At 54.5% G+C, this 15,456-nt stretch carries 12 protein-coding genes and 1 pseudogene; 8 read left to right on the top strand and 5 right to left on the bottom strand.

The window, feature by feature from the left end; all coding sequences use genetic code 11:
- Positions 1-63: 63 nt before the first annotated feature.
- The 3 genes from NTH01S_RS02725 to NTH01S_RS02735 all read left to right on the top strand — a co-directional run bounded on the left by NTH01S_RS02725 (position 64) and on the right by NTH01S_RS02735 (position 4,314).
- Positions 64-1,863, top strand: coding sequence for an ATP-binding protein (locus tag NTH01S_RS02725; protein WP_068169124.1), 1,800 nt, complete (start codon positions 64-66; stop codon positions 1,861-1,863).
- Complete coding sequence (locus NTH01S_RS02730) at positions 1,860-3,755, top strand: ATP-binding response regulator (RefSeq protein ID WP_068169066.1); 1,896 nt, start codon at positions 1,860-1,862, stop codon at positions 3,753-3,755. The genes NTH01S_RS02725 and NTH01S_RS02730 overlap by 4 nt, the downstream gene beginning before the upstream one ends.
- A 115-nt stretch (positions 3,756-3,870) precedes the next feature.
- Positions 3,871-4,314 carry a SufE family protein gene (locus NTH01S_RS02735; protein ID WP_084366900.1) on the top strand — a complete coding sequence of 148 codons (444 nt, stop codon included), beginning with the start codon at positions 3,871-3,873 and terminating at the stop codon, positions 4,312-4,314.
- Between the two features lie 68 nt (positions 4,315-4,382).
- Here the strand turns inward: NTH01S_RS02735 and NTH01S_RS12035 are convergent, their stop codons facing one another.
- From NTH01S_RS12035 to NTH01S_RS02750, 3 genes are all read right to left on the bottom strand, one after another.
- Positions 4,383-4,847: a hypothetical protein gene (locus NTH01S_RS12035; RefSeq protein WP_174523597.1), complete on the bottom strand. Its 465-nt coding sequence runs from the start codon at positions 4,845-4,847 to the stop codon at positions 4,383-4,385.
- A gap of 87 nt (positions 4,848-4,934) precedes the next feature.
- On the bottom strand, positions 4,935-5,591 hold the full coding sequence (locus tag NTH01S_RS02745) for an energy transducer TonB (RefSeq protein ID WP_068169070.1): 657 nt from the start codon (positions 5,589-5,591) through the stop codon (positions 4,935-4,937).
- Positions 5,592-5,711: 120 nt separating this feature from the next.
- Positions 5,712-8,129 (bottom strand): glucose/quinate/shikimate family membrane-bound PQQ-dependent dehydrogenase, encoded by a 2,418-nt coding sequence (locus NTH01S_RS02750; protein ID WP_068169073.1) that lies wholly within the window; start codon positions 8,127-8,129, stop codon positions 5,712-5,714.
- 347 nt (positions 8,130-8,476) lie between these two features.
- Between NTH01S_RS02750 and rpmI the strand changes: the two genes are divergently transcribed.
- The 5 genes from rpmI to lpxB all read left to right on the top strand — a co-directional run bounded on the left by rpmI (position 8,477) and on the right by lpxB (position 14,037).
- Positions 8,477-8,680, top strand: coding sequence for a 50S ribosomal protein L35 (rpmI, locus tag NTH01S_RS02755; RefSeq protein WP_068169076.1), 204 nt, complete (start codon positions 8,477-8,479; stop codon positions 8,678-8,680).
- A gap of 14 nt (positions 8,681-8,694) precedes the next feature.
- Entirely contained in the window at positions 8,695-9,054 is a 360-nt protein-coding gene (rplT, locus tag NTH01S_RS02760) for a 50S ribosomal protein L20 (RefSeq protein ID WP_068169079.1), read from the top strand.
- Between the two features lie 139 nt (positions 9,055-9,193).
- On the top strand, positions 9,194-10,264 hold the full coding sequence (pheS, locus tag NTH01S_RS02765; protein ID WP_068169082.1) for a phenylalanine--tRNA ligase subunit alpha: 1,071 nt from the start codon (positions 9,194-9,196) through the stop codon (positions 10,262-10,264).
- A 1-nt stretch (position 10,265) separates the two neighbouring features.
- Complete coding sequence (gene pheT / locus NTH01S_RS02770; protein ID WP_068169085.1) at positions 10,266-12,803, top strand: phenylalanine--tRNA ligase subunit beta; 2,538 nt, start codon at positions 10,266-10,268, stop codon at positions 12,801-12,803.
- A gap of 43 nt (positions 12,804-12,846) precedes the next feature.
- The gene (gene lpxB, locus NTH01S_RS02775) at positions 12,847-14,037 is read left to right on the top strand and encodes a lipid-A-disaccharide synthase (protein ID WP_068169088.1); all 1,191 of its coding nucleotides are present in this window, start codon (positions 12,847-12,849) and stop codon (positions 14,035-14,037) included.
- A gap of 196 nt (positions 14,038-14,233) precedes the next feature.
- On the opposite strand, the gene trpS is transcribed toward lpxB, so the two are convergent.
- Entirely contained in the window at positions 14,234-15,223 is a 990-nt protein-coding gene (gene trpS / locus NTH01S_RS02780) for a tryptophan--tRNA ligase (RefSeq protein ID WP_068169090.1), read from the bottom strand.
- 26 nt (positions 15,224-15,249) lie between these two features.
- Positions 15,250-15,456 (bottom strand): annotated as a pseudogene (locus NTH01S_RS11845) (c-type cytochrome); the annotation flags it as partial.

Below are 15,456 nucleotides of genomic sequence, written 5' to 3' on the forward strand. Positions count from 1 at the left end.
GCTATAATGGATTCGTCGTTTGAAGCATTGATGCGTGAAGAAGTGCAAGCAGTGGCGCGGGCTATGGGGGATGATGCCATCGCCGGGGAGGCGGCGTTGACGCGTGTTGTACTGGTTGATCCTTTGCGCGCAGATGCTCAACATATTGGTGATGTACTCAAACAACATGAGTTTGACGTTACTATTGTTGAGAATGGAGAGGAGGCGCTTTCCGTTATTGGGGAGGTGCGGCCAGACCTTGTGGTGATGGCGAGTGCGCTGGTGGGCATGACGAGTAGTCAGCTGGCACGTAGTCTTCATTTGGACCCGAATACGCGTTCTATTCCGATTCTTATGCTGACAGGGGATGCGTCTTCCGTTCTGGAGCGTGAGGGGCTTCAGAGTGGGGCGGATGCGTATATTTCTAAATCGGCCCATCCGGACCTTATGGTGCTGCGTTTGCGGGCTTTGTTGCGTGAAGGGCCTGATCTGCCGCGAGGAGACGGTCTACGTAAGGCGCGTATTGTTATTGTTCAGCTTCCTGTGGGGGAAGAGGACGATGTAGAGGGGCGGATTGAGCCAAGTGGGCCGAGTTTGGGTGAGCTGTTATGGCGTGACGGCCATACCGTTACGACGATTGAGCGCTCGGACAATTTGATCGAAGGGAGTTGGCTGCAAGGGGCGGATAGCCCTGATTGTCTGGTGCTCGAGCTGGAGGGGCATGAAGAGGACTTGAACTTCTGCCGCTTGTTGGATGTACGGCGGCAAGCCGTACTGGCCGGTGGAGGAGTGCCGTTTCGGACGTTGGGCGTCATTGCTACGGAGCGCTTTCGCGATCAATCAGCGGTTGGGTTTTTTGAGGGGGGGATTGATGATCTCGTCCCGAGTGATATCGCGCGTGAAGCGTTGGCGATGCGCATTCGGACCTTGGCGCAGCGGCGGATGGCGCAGGATGATTTCCGGCAGCAAGAAATTGAACGTCAGCAAAGTGCCCTTATTCTAGAGGCAACGCGTGGCAAGGCTGAAATGGCAGAGGCTTTGGCGCAAGCGAATATGGAGTTGGCGCGCGCAAATGATCAGTTGATCCAGACGCAGGCCAAGTTGGTGCAGACCGCGAAGATGGCATCGCTCGGGGAATTGGTGGCGGGTATTGCGCATGAAATCAATAATCCGCTGGCGTTTACCATCGCCCATGCGGACACGGTGGCACGGGTCATTATGGGGTTAGAGCGCACGCAGGATCCGGATGATGCCAGCCGTTTGCGCGGAAAGGCGACAAAACGCTTAGAATCCATGAAGGTAGGGCTACAGCGTATTCAAAACTTGGTGCAGCGTTTACGGCGCTTTTCTCATTTGGATGAGGGGGCTTTTCAGTCCATTGATGTGCCTGTTGCACTAGAGACGGCTCTGGATCTTTTGGCGCATAAAATTGGGCATGATGTTGTTGTGGAGAAAGATTTGCAGGCTCCGTCACGATTGATTTGTCAGCCTGCTTTTTTGAACCAAGGGGTGATGAACGTGATCTCTAATGCGGCTGATGCTTTGCGTGAGGGCGCCGTGGATGGTGTGCCGCAGGGGCGTATTGTGATTGGGTCACGTCTGGATGCTGGGCGTTATGAAATATGGGTCAAGGATGATGGTCCCGGCTTGCCGGAAGATATTCGGGCGCGTGTCTTTGATCCATTCTTTACGACCAAGCCCGTTGGTACGGGAACGGGGTTAGGCTTGGCGATTGCTTACAGTGTGATGCAGGCGCATAACGGAACGATTGATATTGAGGATGCTCATCTGGCGGGTGGCCGAGGTCTTGGCGCATGCTTCCGGTTAAGTATGCCGGTGCATGAAACGCCTGAAGGGCTGTCTGCTGAAGGACGTACGGTATGACGATTTGGTCGCCTAAGCTGGTTGAGCGGCCCACGGTTTTGTTGGTGGATGATGAAGAGGAAATCCTCGTTGCGTTGGAGGATTTACTGGATGAAGAATACGATATTATCGCCACGACAGACCCGCAATACGCGTTAAAGCTTCTCTCAGAACGTACTGATATTGCGACTATTATTTCAGATCAGCGTATGCCGGGTTTGAATGGGGATGAACTGCTATATCGGGCGAGCCAGGTTTCGGATGCGCGTAGCCTTTTGCTGACAGGGTATGCGGATTTGGATGCAGTGGTTTCGGCTTTGAACCAAGGGCATATTCAGGGCTATGCGCATAAGCCTTGGGAAGAAGAAGGGCTGCGCTCTTTGGTGCGTGAAGTCACGGAAAATAGTCTTGCGCAGCGTGCTTTAAAAACAGAACAGGCGCTGCTGCGGGGGCTTATGGAATCTTCTCCCGTAGGGTTGGCGTTTACGACGGCAGATGGGCACTGCATTCGGAGTAATCGGCGCGATGGTTCTGCGGAGAGTGGGCGTGAAGAAGCGGCTCATTTTGTACCGGCTTTGCATCGTGATTTGGAAGAAATGCGGGAGGCTGTACGGCATTCACGGTACGAGGAACGGTTGGTTGTAGAGCCATTGCCCGCCGGGCAAGGCGAGGCTGCGCAGCGCTGGCATGAAATTTCACGTTCCGCTTTGGCGTGGCCGCAGGATGTGCCGCCGGAGGATGCGTGGCAGGTGATTTTGGACCGGGATGTGACATCGCGCGTTATGATGGAAAACCGTTTGCGGCAGACGGATAAGTTGCAAGCTTTAGGGACTTTGGCTGGTGGTATCGCTCATGACTTTAATAATCTTTTGGGGGCGATTGCTGGTTCGTTAGAATTGTTAGAGGATTTGGTAGAGATTGGGCCTGAGGCGCAGGGGCTATTGGAAAATGCGCGCGGTTCTGTTCAGCGTGGAGCTGTGATTACGAAGCGGCTTTTGCAGTTTGGGCGCCCGCAAGTGGCGCGGTTAGAAGCTGTGGCGATTGGTTCATTTTTGGATGGCTTGCGCTTCATTTTGGCGCAGGGGTTGAAGGTTAGCGGTGGTGTTAGCGCGTCTTTAGACGTGGTGCCTGTGCCGGAGGATTTTCCTGCAATATGGACAGATCCTGGCCAGCTTGAGATGGCATTGTTGAATTTATGTGTGAATGCGCGCGATGCGATGCCGCGTGGTGGCGTGGTGCGTATTTCTGTGCGTGCCGTGGCGTGTTGTCGGGATGGATTGCCGTCAGAATGTGAGCGAGAGCAGGCAATCGCCATCGATGTTCAAGATGAGGGTGAGGGCATGTCACCCGAAGTGGTGGCGCGGGTTTTTGATCCTTTCTTTACAACGAAGCCGGTTGGTAAAGGTACGGGACTTGGGCTGTCGAGTGTTTATGGTTTTGTGCGGCAGTGTCATGGGGATGTGGAAATTGACAGTACGCCGGGCCAAGGGACGCGGATGACGTTGGTGCTACCTATGGTGCGGTCCGAGCAGGAGACTGTAGACTTAGAGGTCGGGCCGAAGCGTGGTTTGCGTGTGTTGGTGTTGGATGATGACGCCACGGTCTTACGTGTGACGTCTGGTTTTTTAAAACAAGATGGCTGTGACGTTGCTGTTGCTGTGACATTGAGTGAGGCGGTGGAGCATGTGAAACGGGCGGCATTTGATGTTGCCGTTATTGATATGCGTATGCCGGATCAGGATGGTGTGAGCAGTGCAGCCGCTTTATCTGCGCTACAGCCGGGTTTGAAGGTGTTGTTCGTGAGCGGGTATAGTCATGAAGATGCTTTGCCGGATGGGACAGCACTATTACCGAAACCTTTCGGGCGTGAAAATTTACAGCGTGCTTTGCGGCGGCTTTTGGCAGCGGCGTAAAGCTTTGCTGCATGGTGCTGTGGTGAGGAAATAAGCAGCGTATGGTTGTAGATATGCGCTGTTGGGGCGATGTAAGTTCGGAATGCTCTGCGAACAAAGAGAAGAGGTATTGATTGTGAGTGATGTCTTTTACCGGCCGCCGGAAGAGAATGCAGTAGATGCGATTGAAGAAATTCGCGCTGAACTGGATATGTTTGATGATTGGATGGAACGGTATCAGTACATTATTGAAATGGGGCGCAAGCTGCCGGCATTCCCGCAAGAGTGGCAGGATGATAGCCATCGTGTGCCGGGGTGCCAGAGCCAAGTCTGGTTAGAGGCCAAGGAAGAAGAGGGTGCTCTATTTTTCGCTGGGGCGTCTGATGCGGCTATTGTGCAGGGGTTAGTCGCGTTGCTGTTGCGGGTTTATTCGGGGCGTACAAGTGCAGATATTTTGCAAACGGAGCCGGTTTTTTTGCACGATTTGGGGCTGGTGAAAGCGCTGTCTACAAATCGCGGGAATGGGGTTGAGGCTATGGCCCAAGCCATTCGGCAGCGTGCGGCGCGTAACGCGGCGTAAACTGTTGTTTGTGAGGTTGTTAAAAAAAGCCCTGTCGGTTTGATCTGACAGGGCTTTTTATTTGGCCTTTAGTGAGGCAGGCCGATGCTTGGCGCAGAAATTTTAGGCGCCGTGATGGAAGGAGCCTTGATGTTAGATGCTGCGTCTTTCGCAGAAGAAACAGCGGAATCAGCCTTGGCGGAAACTGCGGCTTTTGCAGCAGAGGCTTTGTCGGAGATCGCAGATTTAGCAGAGTCAGCTTGTGCTGAGATAGCTGCCTTAGCGGAATCAGCTTGTGCAGAAACAGCAGATTTAGCGGAAGCTGCTTGAGCAGAGACGGAAGACTTTGCCGCGTCTGTGCTGTTGCTTACGGCTTCTTTTGCCGTTGTGCTGGAGCACTTGGCAAACTTGCCGGCTTTGTCACGGCATGGAGCTTTTTTGACCGTTTCACATTTTGTGAACTTACCAGCTTTATCGCGGCATGGCTTAGCATGAGCGACCTGGCCGCCCAGTGCGAGGAGAGCGAGCGCAGCAACGGTATATTTGCGGATCATTATTTTTCTCCGGTCTTCAAAGGGTTCCATGATTGGTACCCCTCAGATGCGGCATGATTATGACGTGATGGAGTGGATGAGACAAGGTTAGTGGCTTTTGAAAGGGTCTTCGTCATTATTGTCGCTGCGCCATGTCATGGAGCCGGAGTAGCTGTGGGTAATTGGATTGCCGTCTTGTAGAGCGGGGATATACCGCGCGGTTGTAAAATATCCGAGCGCTGTTTGACGTAGAATTTCAGGGCCACCAGTTGCTTCGCAATCATGAGCGATCCCCATAGGGTCAATGGTGCAATGCACTTTTACTGTGCCGCCAAGATGCGCTTCTTCTGCTGTTGGTGGGTATGAGGGATGGTAGGGGTGTGACGTATCAATGATAGGGCTGGAGGCATCAGGCCAGTGTCTTTGGAAAACGTAATGCTGGTGCCGTGTGGTGGGAATGGGGTGGTTGTCCTCAAAATTGGGCAGCATGATAGAATTTATGGCTGCATAGAGGGATGATTGTCCGAACGCCGGTGAGGTTGCTTGGTCAATCTGACAGCTTTCGGCCAAGCCGTTTTCTCGTAAATGGCAGGTGATATCTGCGGTGCCGTTCCGGTGGAGGAGCAGCTCTGATGGTGGATATAGGGGCGCTATGAGGTGTGTTTTGAAGTTGCTGATTGTGGAGGGCTCATCTGCGTAGAGGTGCGGCATGAGCGCGCAGGCGCTTAATGTGCAGATAAGGAAATAAGCTTTTCTTCTCATCATGTTGCTCTCAATGTCGTCCGTAATGGAATGTGACTAAGCGAGGACGTTTTGAGGCATTGGTCAACAAAAAAGGGGCACCCGAAGGTGCCCCTTTCCGTGTCCGAGCATTAATCGTAGTGATTATTGCAAGGTGTAGGCGATGAGGTCATCACCCATACGCGTTGGGAAGGAGTTATGGCCGCCTGCATAGGTGAGGACATACTGCTTACCATTGACGGCATAGGTCATTGGTGTGGACTGCCCACCTGCTGGGAGGCGGTCCTGCCACAGAACCTGGCCGTTCGTCAGGTTATAGGCGCGGATGTAGTAGTCCATGGTGCTGGTGAGGAATGCGACGTTACCAGCGGTTGAGAGCGGGCCACCAAGGCTCGGTACACCGATCTTGATTGGCGGCAACGGAACAGGGACGGAACTGCCATACATGGAGTCACGCAGTGTACCGTTGCGGTGCTCGTAAACCACTTTGTTTGTGCGCAGGTCGATACCAGCAACCATGCCCCAAGGTGGCGTGCGGCAAGGCATCTTGATGCCGAGTGGCAGCAATACTGGGTCCATGAAGGGGTGCAGATCAACAGCGAACGGGATGCCGTAATTGTGCTGCAGGCCTGTTTCGCCGCCTGTGCCCTTTTCTTCCTTTTCAGGCCAGAGCGGGTTGCCTGGGCCGCGTGGGACAAGGCGCGAGACGAATGGCAGGGAGATCGGGTTTGCGAAAGCAACCTGACGTTGCGGGTCTACAGAAAGACCGCCCCATTCGAACATGCCGAGGTCACCTGGGAAGACCAATGTGCCTTGCGTTGATGGAGGCGTGAACGGACCGTCGTAACGCAGCGAATGGAAGTAAATGCTGCAGAACATTTGGTCGAACACAGTGCCGCCCCAGATGTCAGCATCTGACAGTGGGTTCTTTGGGCGTAGGGTCAACTGAGATTCTGGCTGCGTTGGGCTGGTGTGGTCACCCGGTGCGGCGCCGCCTGGAACCTTTGTTTCTGGTGCAGGAACGATTTCCTTACCTGTACGACGGTCCAGAACGAAGATGTCACCCGTCTTTGCTGGCGCATAGATGGCAGGAACAAGAGTTCCGTCCTTTTGGGTGATATCGACAAGGCTCATCTGGGAAGGAAGATCCATGTCCCACAGGTCATGGTGCACGGTTTGGTAGAACCAAGCGAGCTTGCCTGTATCTGCGTTCAGAGCGATGACGCCTGGCGCATAACGCTCAGAGTACTGAGTACGATCGCCACCCCATTGGTCAGGCGTACCAACGCCCATTGGGATGTAAACGAGGTTCAGGTTTTTGTCGTAGGACGAGACGCTCCAAGAATTCGGAGAATTCGGGTGGAACGTTGGGTGGTCAGCGTCAGGCATCTGGTTCGGGTCAGGGTTCGATGCATCGAAGACCCAAACGCGCTTACCTGTGTAAACGTCAAAACCTTGTGTCGCGCCAGAAGCTTGCTTGACGGAACCGTTATCGGTCACCGCGCTGTTCGCGACGATGATACGGTCGGTTACGACAGGCGGAGACGTTGGTTCGTACTGACCTGGTGTGGTGTAAGGCTGGTTTGGCGTGCGGAGTTCAATTTCACCGTTATTGCCAAAGCCTGTGCACTTTTGGCCGGTTTGCGCGTCAACTTCGATCAAGCGGCCGTCATTGACGGGCAGGATGATGCGTTTTGCGCAATCGGTTGGTGCTGGGTTGCCATCGCTATCAACAGCATTAGCAGGTGTTTGGTGGAAGCTGACGCCACGGCATGCCATGTGCTGGAAGCCAGGGTTGATTTGCAGCTTCGGGTCATAGACCCATTTAACGTTGCCGGTAGCAGCATCAACAGCAAACAGCTTTTGGTGCGTTGAGCAGAGGTAAAGCGTGTTATCGAATTCGAGCGGTGTCGCTTCGTTAACCGTTTCACCCGGATCATTGGCTGTCATCAGATCTTTTGTGTGAATGTGCCATGCAACCTTCAGGTTGTGGACATTCTCAGAGTTGATCTGCTTCAGCGGGGACCAGCGGTCACCAGCACCTGTACGGCCATAAGCATGCCACTCGCTGTCAGGCACGCCTTCCGGGTCGCTCGGAGCTGCGTTGGCAATTTCTTTGGACAGGTTGCCGCTAATATCGTGCGGGTCTGTGAACAGAGAAGCCAGCAGAGCCAAAATGGCAAGGCCGGTTGCGCCTGCGAGAGGGACTGTGGATGCACGTGTTGCGCCGAGCTGGCGTGATACGAATGGCAGCAGGAGCCAAACCGCCAGAATCAGCAGAACGTCAAGCGCGGGGATCAATGCCCACAGGTCGAGACCGACGAGGGACAATGCCCAGATCAATGTGCCGAGAACTGTTGCAGCGTATAGCCACAAAGCTGCCTGATTTTGGCGCCATGCTAAAATTGCCGTCCCCAGAAGGGCGAGGCCGAAAATAAGATAATACAGTGGGCCGTTATGGGCGACGTCAATCGCGCCGCCAATAGCCAAGAACGCGCCGCAAAGCGCGAACACGGCCGCTGTTATGAGGGTCCAGAGCCCTCGTTTTGATGTCGTGCTCATGATTTTCCTAGGTAGCTGTTTTGGGTCCAGCACTCACATTGTGGAGAAAGCACATGATCTGGGTTCAGGGTCAAGCACTCGTTGGTGCTTCATGTTCACGAGGTTGTGAAGTTTCTAAATCCGATATGAGAAAATCTCCTTTGTATTTTGCGCTACGACAGCTCCGCTTATTTTTATGCGCGGGATAGAAGTGTATTTCTCTTGTTTTCTTGAATAAAATGAGGTAAGCACCCCGCTTCTCGCACGCGACCGGGCCATATTGTGGCATGCCCGGCCGTGCTGTGCCCCTCTATAAGTGGATGTCTTGTCTGCTTTTGGGGCCAACGTTTACGGCGAGGGAGACCGAAATGCCCAAGATGAAGACCAAGTCGTCGGTCAAGAAGCGGTTCAAAATCACCGCGACCGGCAAAGTGATGTGCGGCCCAGGCAACAAGCGCCATGGCCTTATCAACCGTTCGCAAAAGATGAAGCGCACCAATCGTGGCCCGCAGACCATGACAGACATGGATGCAAAGACCGTGAAGCAGTGGGCGCCCTACGGGCTTTCGTGAGGAGATAAGGTAAGATGGCACGTGTTAAACGGGGCGTAACAACGCACGCCCGTCATAAGAAAGTTCTGGACCTTGCTAAGGGTTACCGGGGCCGTTCCTCCACGAACTACCGGATTGCGCTTGAGCGCGTCGAGAAAGCGCTGCGCTATGCGTATCGTGACCGTCGCAACAAGAAGCGTGATTTCCGTGCACTCTGGATTCAGCGTATTAACGCTGCTGTTCGTGAACACGGTCTGACGTACAGCAAGTTCATCAACGGTCTGGATAAGGCTGGCATCGAGATCGACCGTAAGGTTCTTGCTGCTATTGCTTTTGATGATTCCGCTGCTTTCGCAGAAATCGTTAAGAAGGCACAAGCTGCTCTGGCTGCTTGAGCTTTTAACGGATAACTGCCCCTCTCGGGGGGTAGCGACCGGCGGGCTGTCCTGTTATCAGGGCAGCCCGTTTTTTATTTGTGCGGTCGGTTCTGGTTTGAAAGGATCGGCCCTGTATCATGTTTGAGGCATTGGCGTGATGGCAGACGATCTTGAGACGTTAAAGCAGGACACTCTAGCGGCACTGGAGGCTGCTCAGGATCGTACGGCATGGGATGCTGTTCGGGTTGGGACGCTGGGTAAATCTGGCGCGTTGACTGGGCTTTTAAAGCAATTAGGGCGTTTGGCGCCGGATGAACGTAAGGCGCGTGGCCAAGCGCTGAACCGCCTGCGTGATGAGTTGGGCGCAGCGATTGAAGCCCGTGGGCAGGCGTTAGAGGCGGAAGCTCTTGCCGCGCGTTTGGCCTCTGAGAAAATAGACGTCACGATGCCAGCACCGGAAGAGGTTCTGGGAGGAATCCATCCGATTAGCCGTACCGTTGAAGAAATGACGGCTATTTTTGGTGCGATGGGCTTTACGGTTGCTGAAGGGCCGGATGTTGAAAGCCAGTGGCATAACTTCTCAGCCTTGAATACGCCGGATCATCATCCCGCTCGGACAGAACATGATACGTTTTATCTGCCGGCAGAAGATGGCGTAGAAGAGCCGCGCGTATTGCGGACGCAGACATCAGGCGTGCAGATTCGCACGATGCTGGGCAATAAGCCGCCAATCCGCATTATTGCGCCGGGGCGGACGTATCGTGCTGATCATGATGCGACCCATTCACCGATGTTCCATCAATGTGAAGGCTTGGTCGTTGACCGCAATATTACGCTTGGGCATCTCAAAGGCTGTCTGATTGAGTTTTTGCGGGTTTATTTTGATAAGCCTAACCTGCCAGTGCGCTTTCGTGCATCGTATTTCCCGTTCACTGAGCCGTCCATGGAAGTTGATATCGGTTGGTCTAAGGCGACAGGCGAGATTGGTGGCGGAAGCGATTGGTTGGAAGTGCTGGGTGCCGGTATGGTTCACCCGCGCGTTCTGGCCAATTGTGGCTTGGATCCGGCGGAGTGGCAGGGTTTTGCCTTCGGGATGGGGATTGAACGTCTGGCGATGCTGAAGAATGGTATCCCGGATCTACGTTCATTCTATGAGAGTGACCTGCGCTGGCTGCGTCACTATGGTTTTTCAGCTTTTGCTCCGGCCAATTTGACGGAGGGTGTGTGAGATGAAGTTTTCCCTTTCTTGGCTCCGTGAGCATCTGGACTTTACGGCTTCTGTTGAGGATGTGTGCAAGCGTCTGAACGAAATCGGCCTTGAGGTCGAAGGGGTGGATAACCCCGCGCAGCGTTTGAGCGGCTTTCGGACGGCAAAGATTTTGGAGGCTACGCGCCATCCAGATGCTGACCGTTTGCAGGTATGCCGTGTGGCGGCTGGCGAAGGTTTCGAGGAAGTTCAGGTGGTGTGTGGCGCGCCGAATGCGCGTACGGGCCTGAATGTTATTTTTGCGCCGCCAGGGACGTATGTACCGGGTCTCGATATTACCATTAAGAAGGGTAAGATTCGCGGCCAGGCGAGTGGTGGCATGCTGTGCTCATTGCGTGAATTGGGCATTGGCGAAGAAAGCGATGGCATCGCGGAACTGCCAGAAACAGCTCCCTTGGGGCAGGCTTATGCTGCTTATGCGGATTTGGATGATCCAGTCATTGAGATTGCGATTACGCCGAATCGTGGTGATGCGTTGGGTATCCGTGGGATTGCGCGTGACTTAGCCGCTGCGGGTCTTGGTACGCTATGTCAGTGGGGTGATCGTGACTGGGCGTTTGAAAAGATACGGGGTGATAACGATGCGGTCTTGTGGCGCATGCCGAGATTCTATGGCGAAAAAGTTAGCGATGATGCGCCGCTGAGTTGGAAGATTGATCATGCGGGCTGTACGCAGGTTGCTGGTCGTGTGATCCGTGGTGTGAAGAATGGCCCCAGCCCCGAATGGCTGCGTAAGCGCTTGGAAGCGGTGGGCGTTAAGCCAGTTTCGGCTCTGGTCGATGTCACGAACTATCTCGCCTATGACATTGGGCGGCCGCTGCATGTGTTTGATCTGGCCAAATTGTCAGGTGATACGCTGAGCGTGACTCATGCTGCGCATGAGACATTCACGGGCTTGGATGATGGTGAGTATGTCCTTGGAACTGAGGATATGGTCATTGCTGATGATGCCGGTGTGCAGTCTCTGGCGGGGCTGATCGGCGGTAAAGCAAGTGGTGTGGATGAGAACACCGTTGATGTGTTCGTGGAATCTGCGTTGTTTGATGCTGTACGGATTGCGCTGACGGGGCGTCGTCTGGCGATTCATACGGATGCGCGTCAACGTTTTGAGCGTGGTGTGGACCAAGCCTTGGTGCGCCCCGGCTTGGACGCCGCGACAAATCTGATTGTCCAGTTGTGTGGTGGCACGCCTGGTGCCGTTGTTGAAGCAGGTGCAGAGCCAAATTGGGGCCGTGAAGCGACGTTACGTTTTGAACGCTTGGCAGCGTTGGGTGGTGTTGATATTGCACCCGACGCGGCTGTGCAGTCTTTGGTCGGTCTGGGTTTCGAAATTGTGCAGAGTGATGATGCGCGGGTGACATTCCGCGTTCCATCATGGCGCAATGATATTGCGATGCCGTGTGAAAATCTGGCGTTTCGTGATGGTCTGGATGATGCGAAAAAGGCCGCTTTGACAGAAAGCGTACAGCGCATTGAGCCGGAATGTGACCTTTTGGAAGAAGTGCTGCGTTTATACGGTTTGGATAATGTGCAGCCACAGGCACTGCCGCAGGTGAGCATGGTACCGGCGCCTGCTGTGAATGGCTTGCAAGCACGTAAGGCGTTGCTCCGCCGCGTCTGTGCGGCGCGTGGGTTGATGGAGACGGTTGGCTTCTCCTTCGTCGCGTATGATGATGCGGTCTTGTTTGGCGATGCGCCTGAAGCTTTGCGTTTGCTCAACCCGATTGCAACGGATCTGGATCAGTTGCGTGCAACGCCGCTGATTAATCTGGGGCGTGCGTTAGGGCGTAATGTTGCACGTGGCCTGGCGGTTTCTGGTGATGGGGCGTTGTTTGAACTGGGGCCGGTCTTTGATGCGGCCGGTCAGAAAACGGTTCTTGCTGGTATCCGTGGTGGTTTGAGTGCGCGTGCGCCGGGGCAGAAGGCTCAAGAGCCAAGTGTGTGGGATGTCAAAGCGGATCTCGTTGCGGTGTTGGCTGCTTTGGGTGTGCCGGATGCATCTTTGTCGGTTACGGCGGATGCGCCTTCTTACTACCATCCGGGTCGTTCGGGGCAGGTGCGCCAAGGGCCGAAATTGGTTTTGGGGCGTTTTGGTGAACTGCATCCGGCTGTTGTGAAAGCATTGGGCTTGAGTGGTAGCGTTGTGGCTTTTGAGGTTTTGTTGGATCAAATCCCGCAGCCAAAAGTGAAGCGCAAAGCCGCTCCAGCCTTGTCAGTATTGCAGCCGGTACGGCGTGATTTTGCCTTCTTAGCGGGGCCAGACGTTGAAGCCCAGGCTGTGTTGCGTGCTGCACGTAATGCGGAGCGGAAGCTTATTCAAGATGTCCGCTTGTTTGATGTATTCGAAGGTGGTTCGCTGCCAGAGGGCTATCGCTCTTTGGGTGTAGAAGTGATTTTACAGCCTCAGACGGAAAGCCTAACAGACACGCAGATTGAGGCCGTGTCTCAAGCGGTGGAAGCGGCTGTTGAGAAAGCAACGGGCGCAACATTGCGTCGTTAACGCTTTATTGGAGAGCGCCTCATCGGGGCTGGGGGAATGAAACATGCCAGATAGCTTTTTCCATCCACCCGGCCATGAAGAGGCGCATGGCCGGGTCATATGGCTTTTGGCGGGTGAAGCCAGTGGCGATGTGATCGGTGCGCGCTTAATGGTTGCACTGCACGCGCAGGACCCGGATTTGGTGTTTGCGGGTGTTGGCGGGGGCCGTATGGAGGCGCTTGGCCTGCGCAGCTTGTTCCCGATGCGGGACTTGGCCGTGATGGGGCTCGTGGAAGTGCTGCCTCGTATGCGGCAATTATCGCAGCGTATGCTGGAAGCGGTGCAGGATATTGAACTGCGTAAGCCGGATATGGTGATTACGATTGATAGTCCGGGTTTTGCCCTGCGACTGTTGAAGCGTATTGACCATATTGGCACCAAACGCGTGCATTATGTTGCGCCGCAAGCATGGGCATGGCGGGCTAAGCGCGTCAAAAAATTCCCCGGTCTATGGGATCGGATGTTGTGTTTGCTGCCGTTTGAATCCGATTGGTATGCGGCTCGCGGGTTAGAGGCCCGTTTTGTCGGACATCCGGTATTGCAGTCGGGTGTGAAGGAAGGGGTGGCCGAGCGTTTTCGGATGCGTCATGCGATTCCGGAAGATGCACCGATTGTGGTGTTGATGCCGGGGAGCCGCCGTTCAGAGGTGCCGCGCCTTTTGCCTGTGTTCCGCAAGATGTTGGATATTCTGCGGAAAAAACATCCGAATGTTTGTCCCGTGATTCCGCTGGCTCCCGTTATGGCGCCGGTGGTGCGGAGTATGATCCGTAAATGGCCTGTGCAACCGGTTATTGTGACGGATGTGCATGATAAGCATGATGCTTTTGCGGCGGCTTCTTGTGCGTTGACGAAATCGGGAACATCGACGTTAGAATTGGCGATGGGCAAAGTGCCGATGGCGGTGACGTATCGGGTTAACCCGTTAACGGCATTTTTTGCTCGTCGTTTGATTAAAGTGCCGTATGTCGCGATGGTGAATTTGCTTGCTGGCCGAGAGGTTGTGCCTGAATTGCTGCAAGAGAATTGTACGCCGGAGAAATTGGCGGAGATGGTCTCTGTACTGTTGTCTGATGAAGAGGCTGTGGCGGCGCAGCGTGAGGCTTTTGCAGATGTGTTGGCACGTTTAGCACCCACGCATGGGACACCATCAGAAGCGGCTGCGCGTGAGATTATTGATCTTCTAGACGCATCCTGAAGGGAGGAGTGCGTTGAGAGGTTAGGGCGTTCTTTTTTGCAGAAAAGAACCCAAAAACCCTTAAAAACTTAAGGGTGAGATATGCGAATTGCTTCAGGTTTGAAGTGTTCGTATGCTGATCGTTTATCGAAAAACTATGCTCTAGAGTTGGGCAAAAACTCTAGAGCATGGTGTGTAGGACTAATGTATTCCAGCTTTAGCGTAGGAAACCAACAAGGCGTTCGGCTTCTTGCACGATGGGTTCTGAGATGCTGCGGGCGCGGTCTGCGCCTTGGCGTAAGACGTTGAGAAGGTGGTCTTCATTCTCCAATAGGCGGCGCGTTTCGAGGGCGACGGGGCCCAGGCTTTCGACGAGTAGGTCAGCTAAGGCTGTTTTGAAGGGGCCAAAGCCTTCGCCGCCAAAGCGTTGGAGGGTAGCGTCGATGCTTTCATCGGCCATAGCAGCATAGATAGAGACGAGGTTACGGGCTTCAGCGCGCCCATCTAAGCCAGCAGCTTCAGAGGGGAGTGCTTCAGAATCTGTGCGTGCGCGGCGGATTTTGAGCGCGATTTCGTCTGGTGTGTCTGTCAGCGTGATGCGGCTTTGCTCGGACGGGTCAGACTTGGACATTTTTTTTGTGCCATCACGCAAGCTCATCACGCGGGCGGCGGCAGGTGGAATGAAGGCTTCGATTTCGGGGAAGAAATCTGTACCCATGTCATGGTTGAACTTTTGCGCGATATCGTTAGCGAGTTCGATATGTTGGCGTTGATCATCCCCGACAGGAACGCGCGTGGCGTGGAATGCGAGAATATCGGCGGCCATGAGGTTGGGGTAAACATAAAGACCCGCAGAGTGGTTTTCGCGGTTTTTACCGGCCTTGTCCTTAAATTGTGTCATGCGGTTGAGCCAGCCGAGGCGTGACACGCAGTTAAAGATCCAGCCAAGGCGCGCATGGGCGCTGACAGCCGATTGGTTGTAGAGGCGTGTTGGCTCGATCCCGGCAGCGAGGAGGCAGGCGGCAGAGCCAAGGGTTTGCTGGCGTAGGGTCTCAGGCTCCCACGGCATGGTGAGGGAGTGCATATCGACAAGGCAAAACACGCAGTCATGATCCGCTTGGAGAGTGGCCCAGTTGCGGATGGCGCCGAGGTAATTGCCAAGGTGAGGGATGCCGGTTGGCTGGATGCCAGAAAAGACGCGTTTCATGCGGTGTGTTGCCTTGGTGAAAGGGATCAGGGAATGGGATGTGTCTGATCAAGGGTTGTACGGAGTTTGAAGCTACTTGTGGGCGTGCCGGGGTGGCTCCGTGCTGCAGCGATTTCAGCGTCAGTGATCTGTGGGGCGGGCTTTGTGTTCCCGCGTTCGATCAGCCAGTTGAGTACTTCAGCAATGTCATGATCGCTGAGCTGTGCAGCGAAGCCCGGCATGGAGTAATTGTA

Source organism: Neokomagataea thailandica NBRC 106555 (assembly GCF_001598495.1).
GTDB classification, from domain to species: domain Bacteria; phylum Pseudomonadota; class Alphaproteobacteria; order Acetobacterales; family Acetobacteraceae; genus Gluconobacter; species Gluconobacter thailandicus_A.

Coding starts and splice junctions, on each gene's coding strand:
- NTH01S_RS02725 (WP_068169124.1), top strand. CDS start 64: ATGGGGGATGATGCCATCGCCGGGGAGGCGGCGTTGACGCGTGTTGTA.
- NTH01S_RS02730 (WP_068169066.1), top strand. CDS start 1,860: ATGACGATTTGGTCGCCTAAGCTGGTTGAGCGGCCCACGGTTTTGTTG.
- NTH01S_RS12035 (WP_174523597.1), bottom strand. CDS start 4,847: ATGATCCGCAAATATACCGTTGCTGCGCTCGCTCTCCTCGCACTGGGC.
- NTH01S_RS02745 (WP_068169070.1), bottom strand. CDS start 5,591: ATGATGAGAAGAAAAGCTTATTTCCTTATCTGCACATTAAGCGCCTGC.
- NTH01S_RS02750 (WP_068169073.1), bottom strand. CDS start 8,129: ATGAGCACGACATCAAAACGAGGGCTCTGGACCCTCATAACAGCGGCC.
- rpmI (WP_068169076.1), top strand. CDS start 8,477: ATGCCCAAGATGAAGACCAAGTCGTCGGTCAAGAAGCGGTTCAAAATC.
- rplT (WP_068169079.1), top strand. CDS start 8,695: ATGGCACGTGTTAAACGGGGCGTAACAACGCACGCCCGTCATAAGAAA.
- pheS (WP_068169082.1), top strand. CDS start 9,194: ATGGCAGACGATCTTGAGACGTTAAAGCAGGACACTCTAGCGGCACTG.
- pheT (WP_068169085.1), top strand. CDS start 10,266: ATGAAGTTTTCCCTTTCTTGGCTCCGTGAGCATCTGGACTTTACGGCT.
- lpxB (WP_068169088.1), top strand. CDS start 12,847: ATGCCAGATAGCTTTTTCCATCCACCCGGCCATGAAGAGGCGCATGGC.
- trpS (WP_068169090.1), bottom strand. CDS start 15,223: ATGAAACGCGTCTTTTCTGGCATCCAGCCAACCGGCATCCCTCACCTT.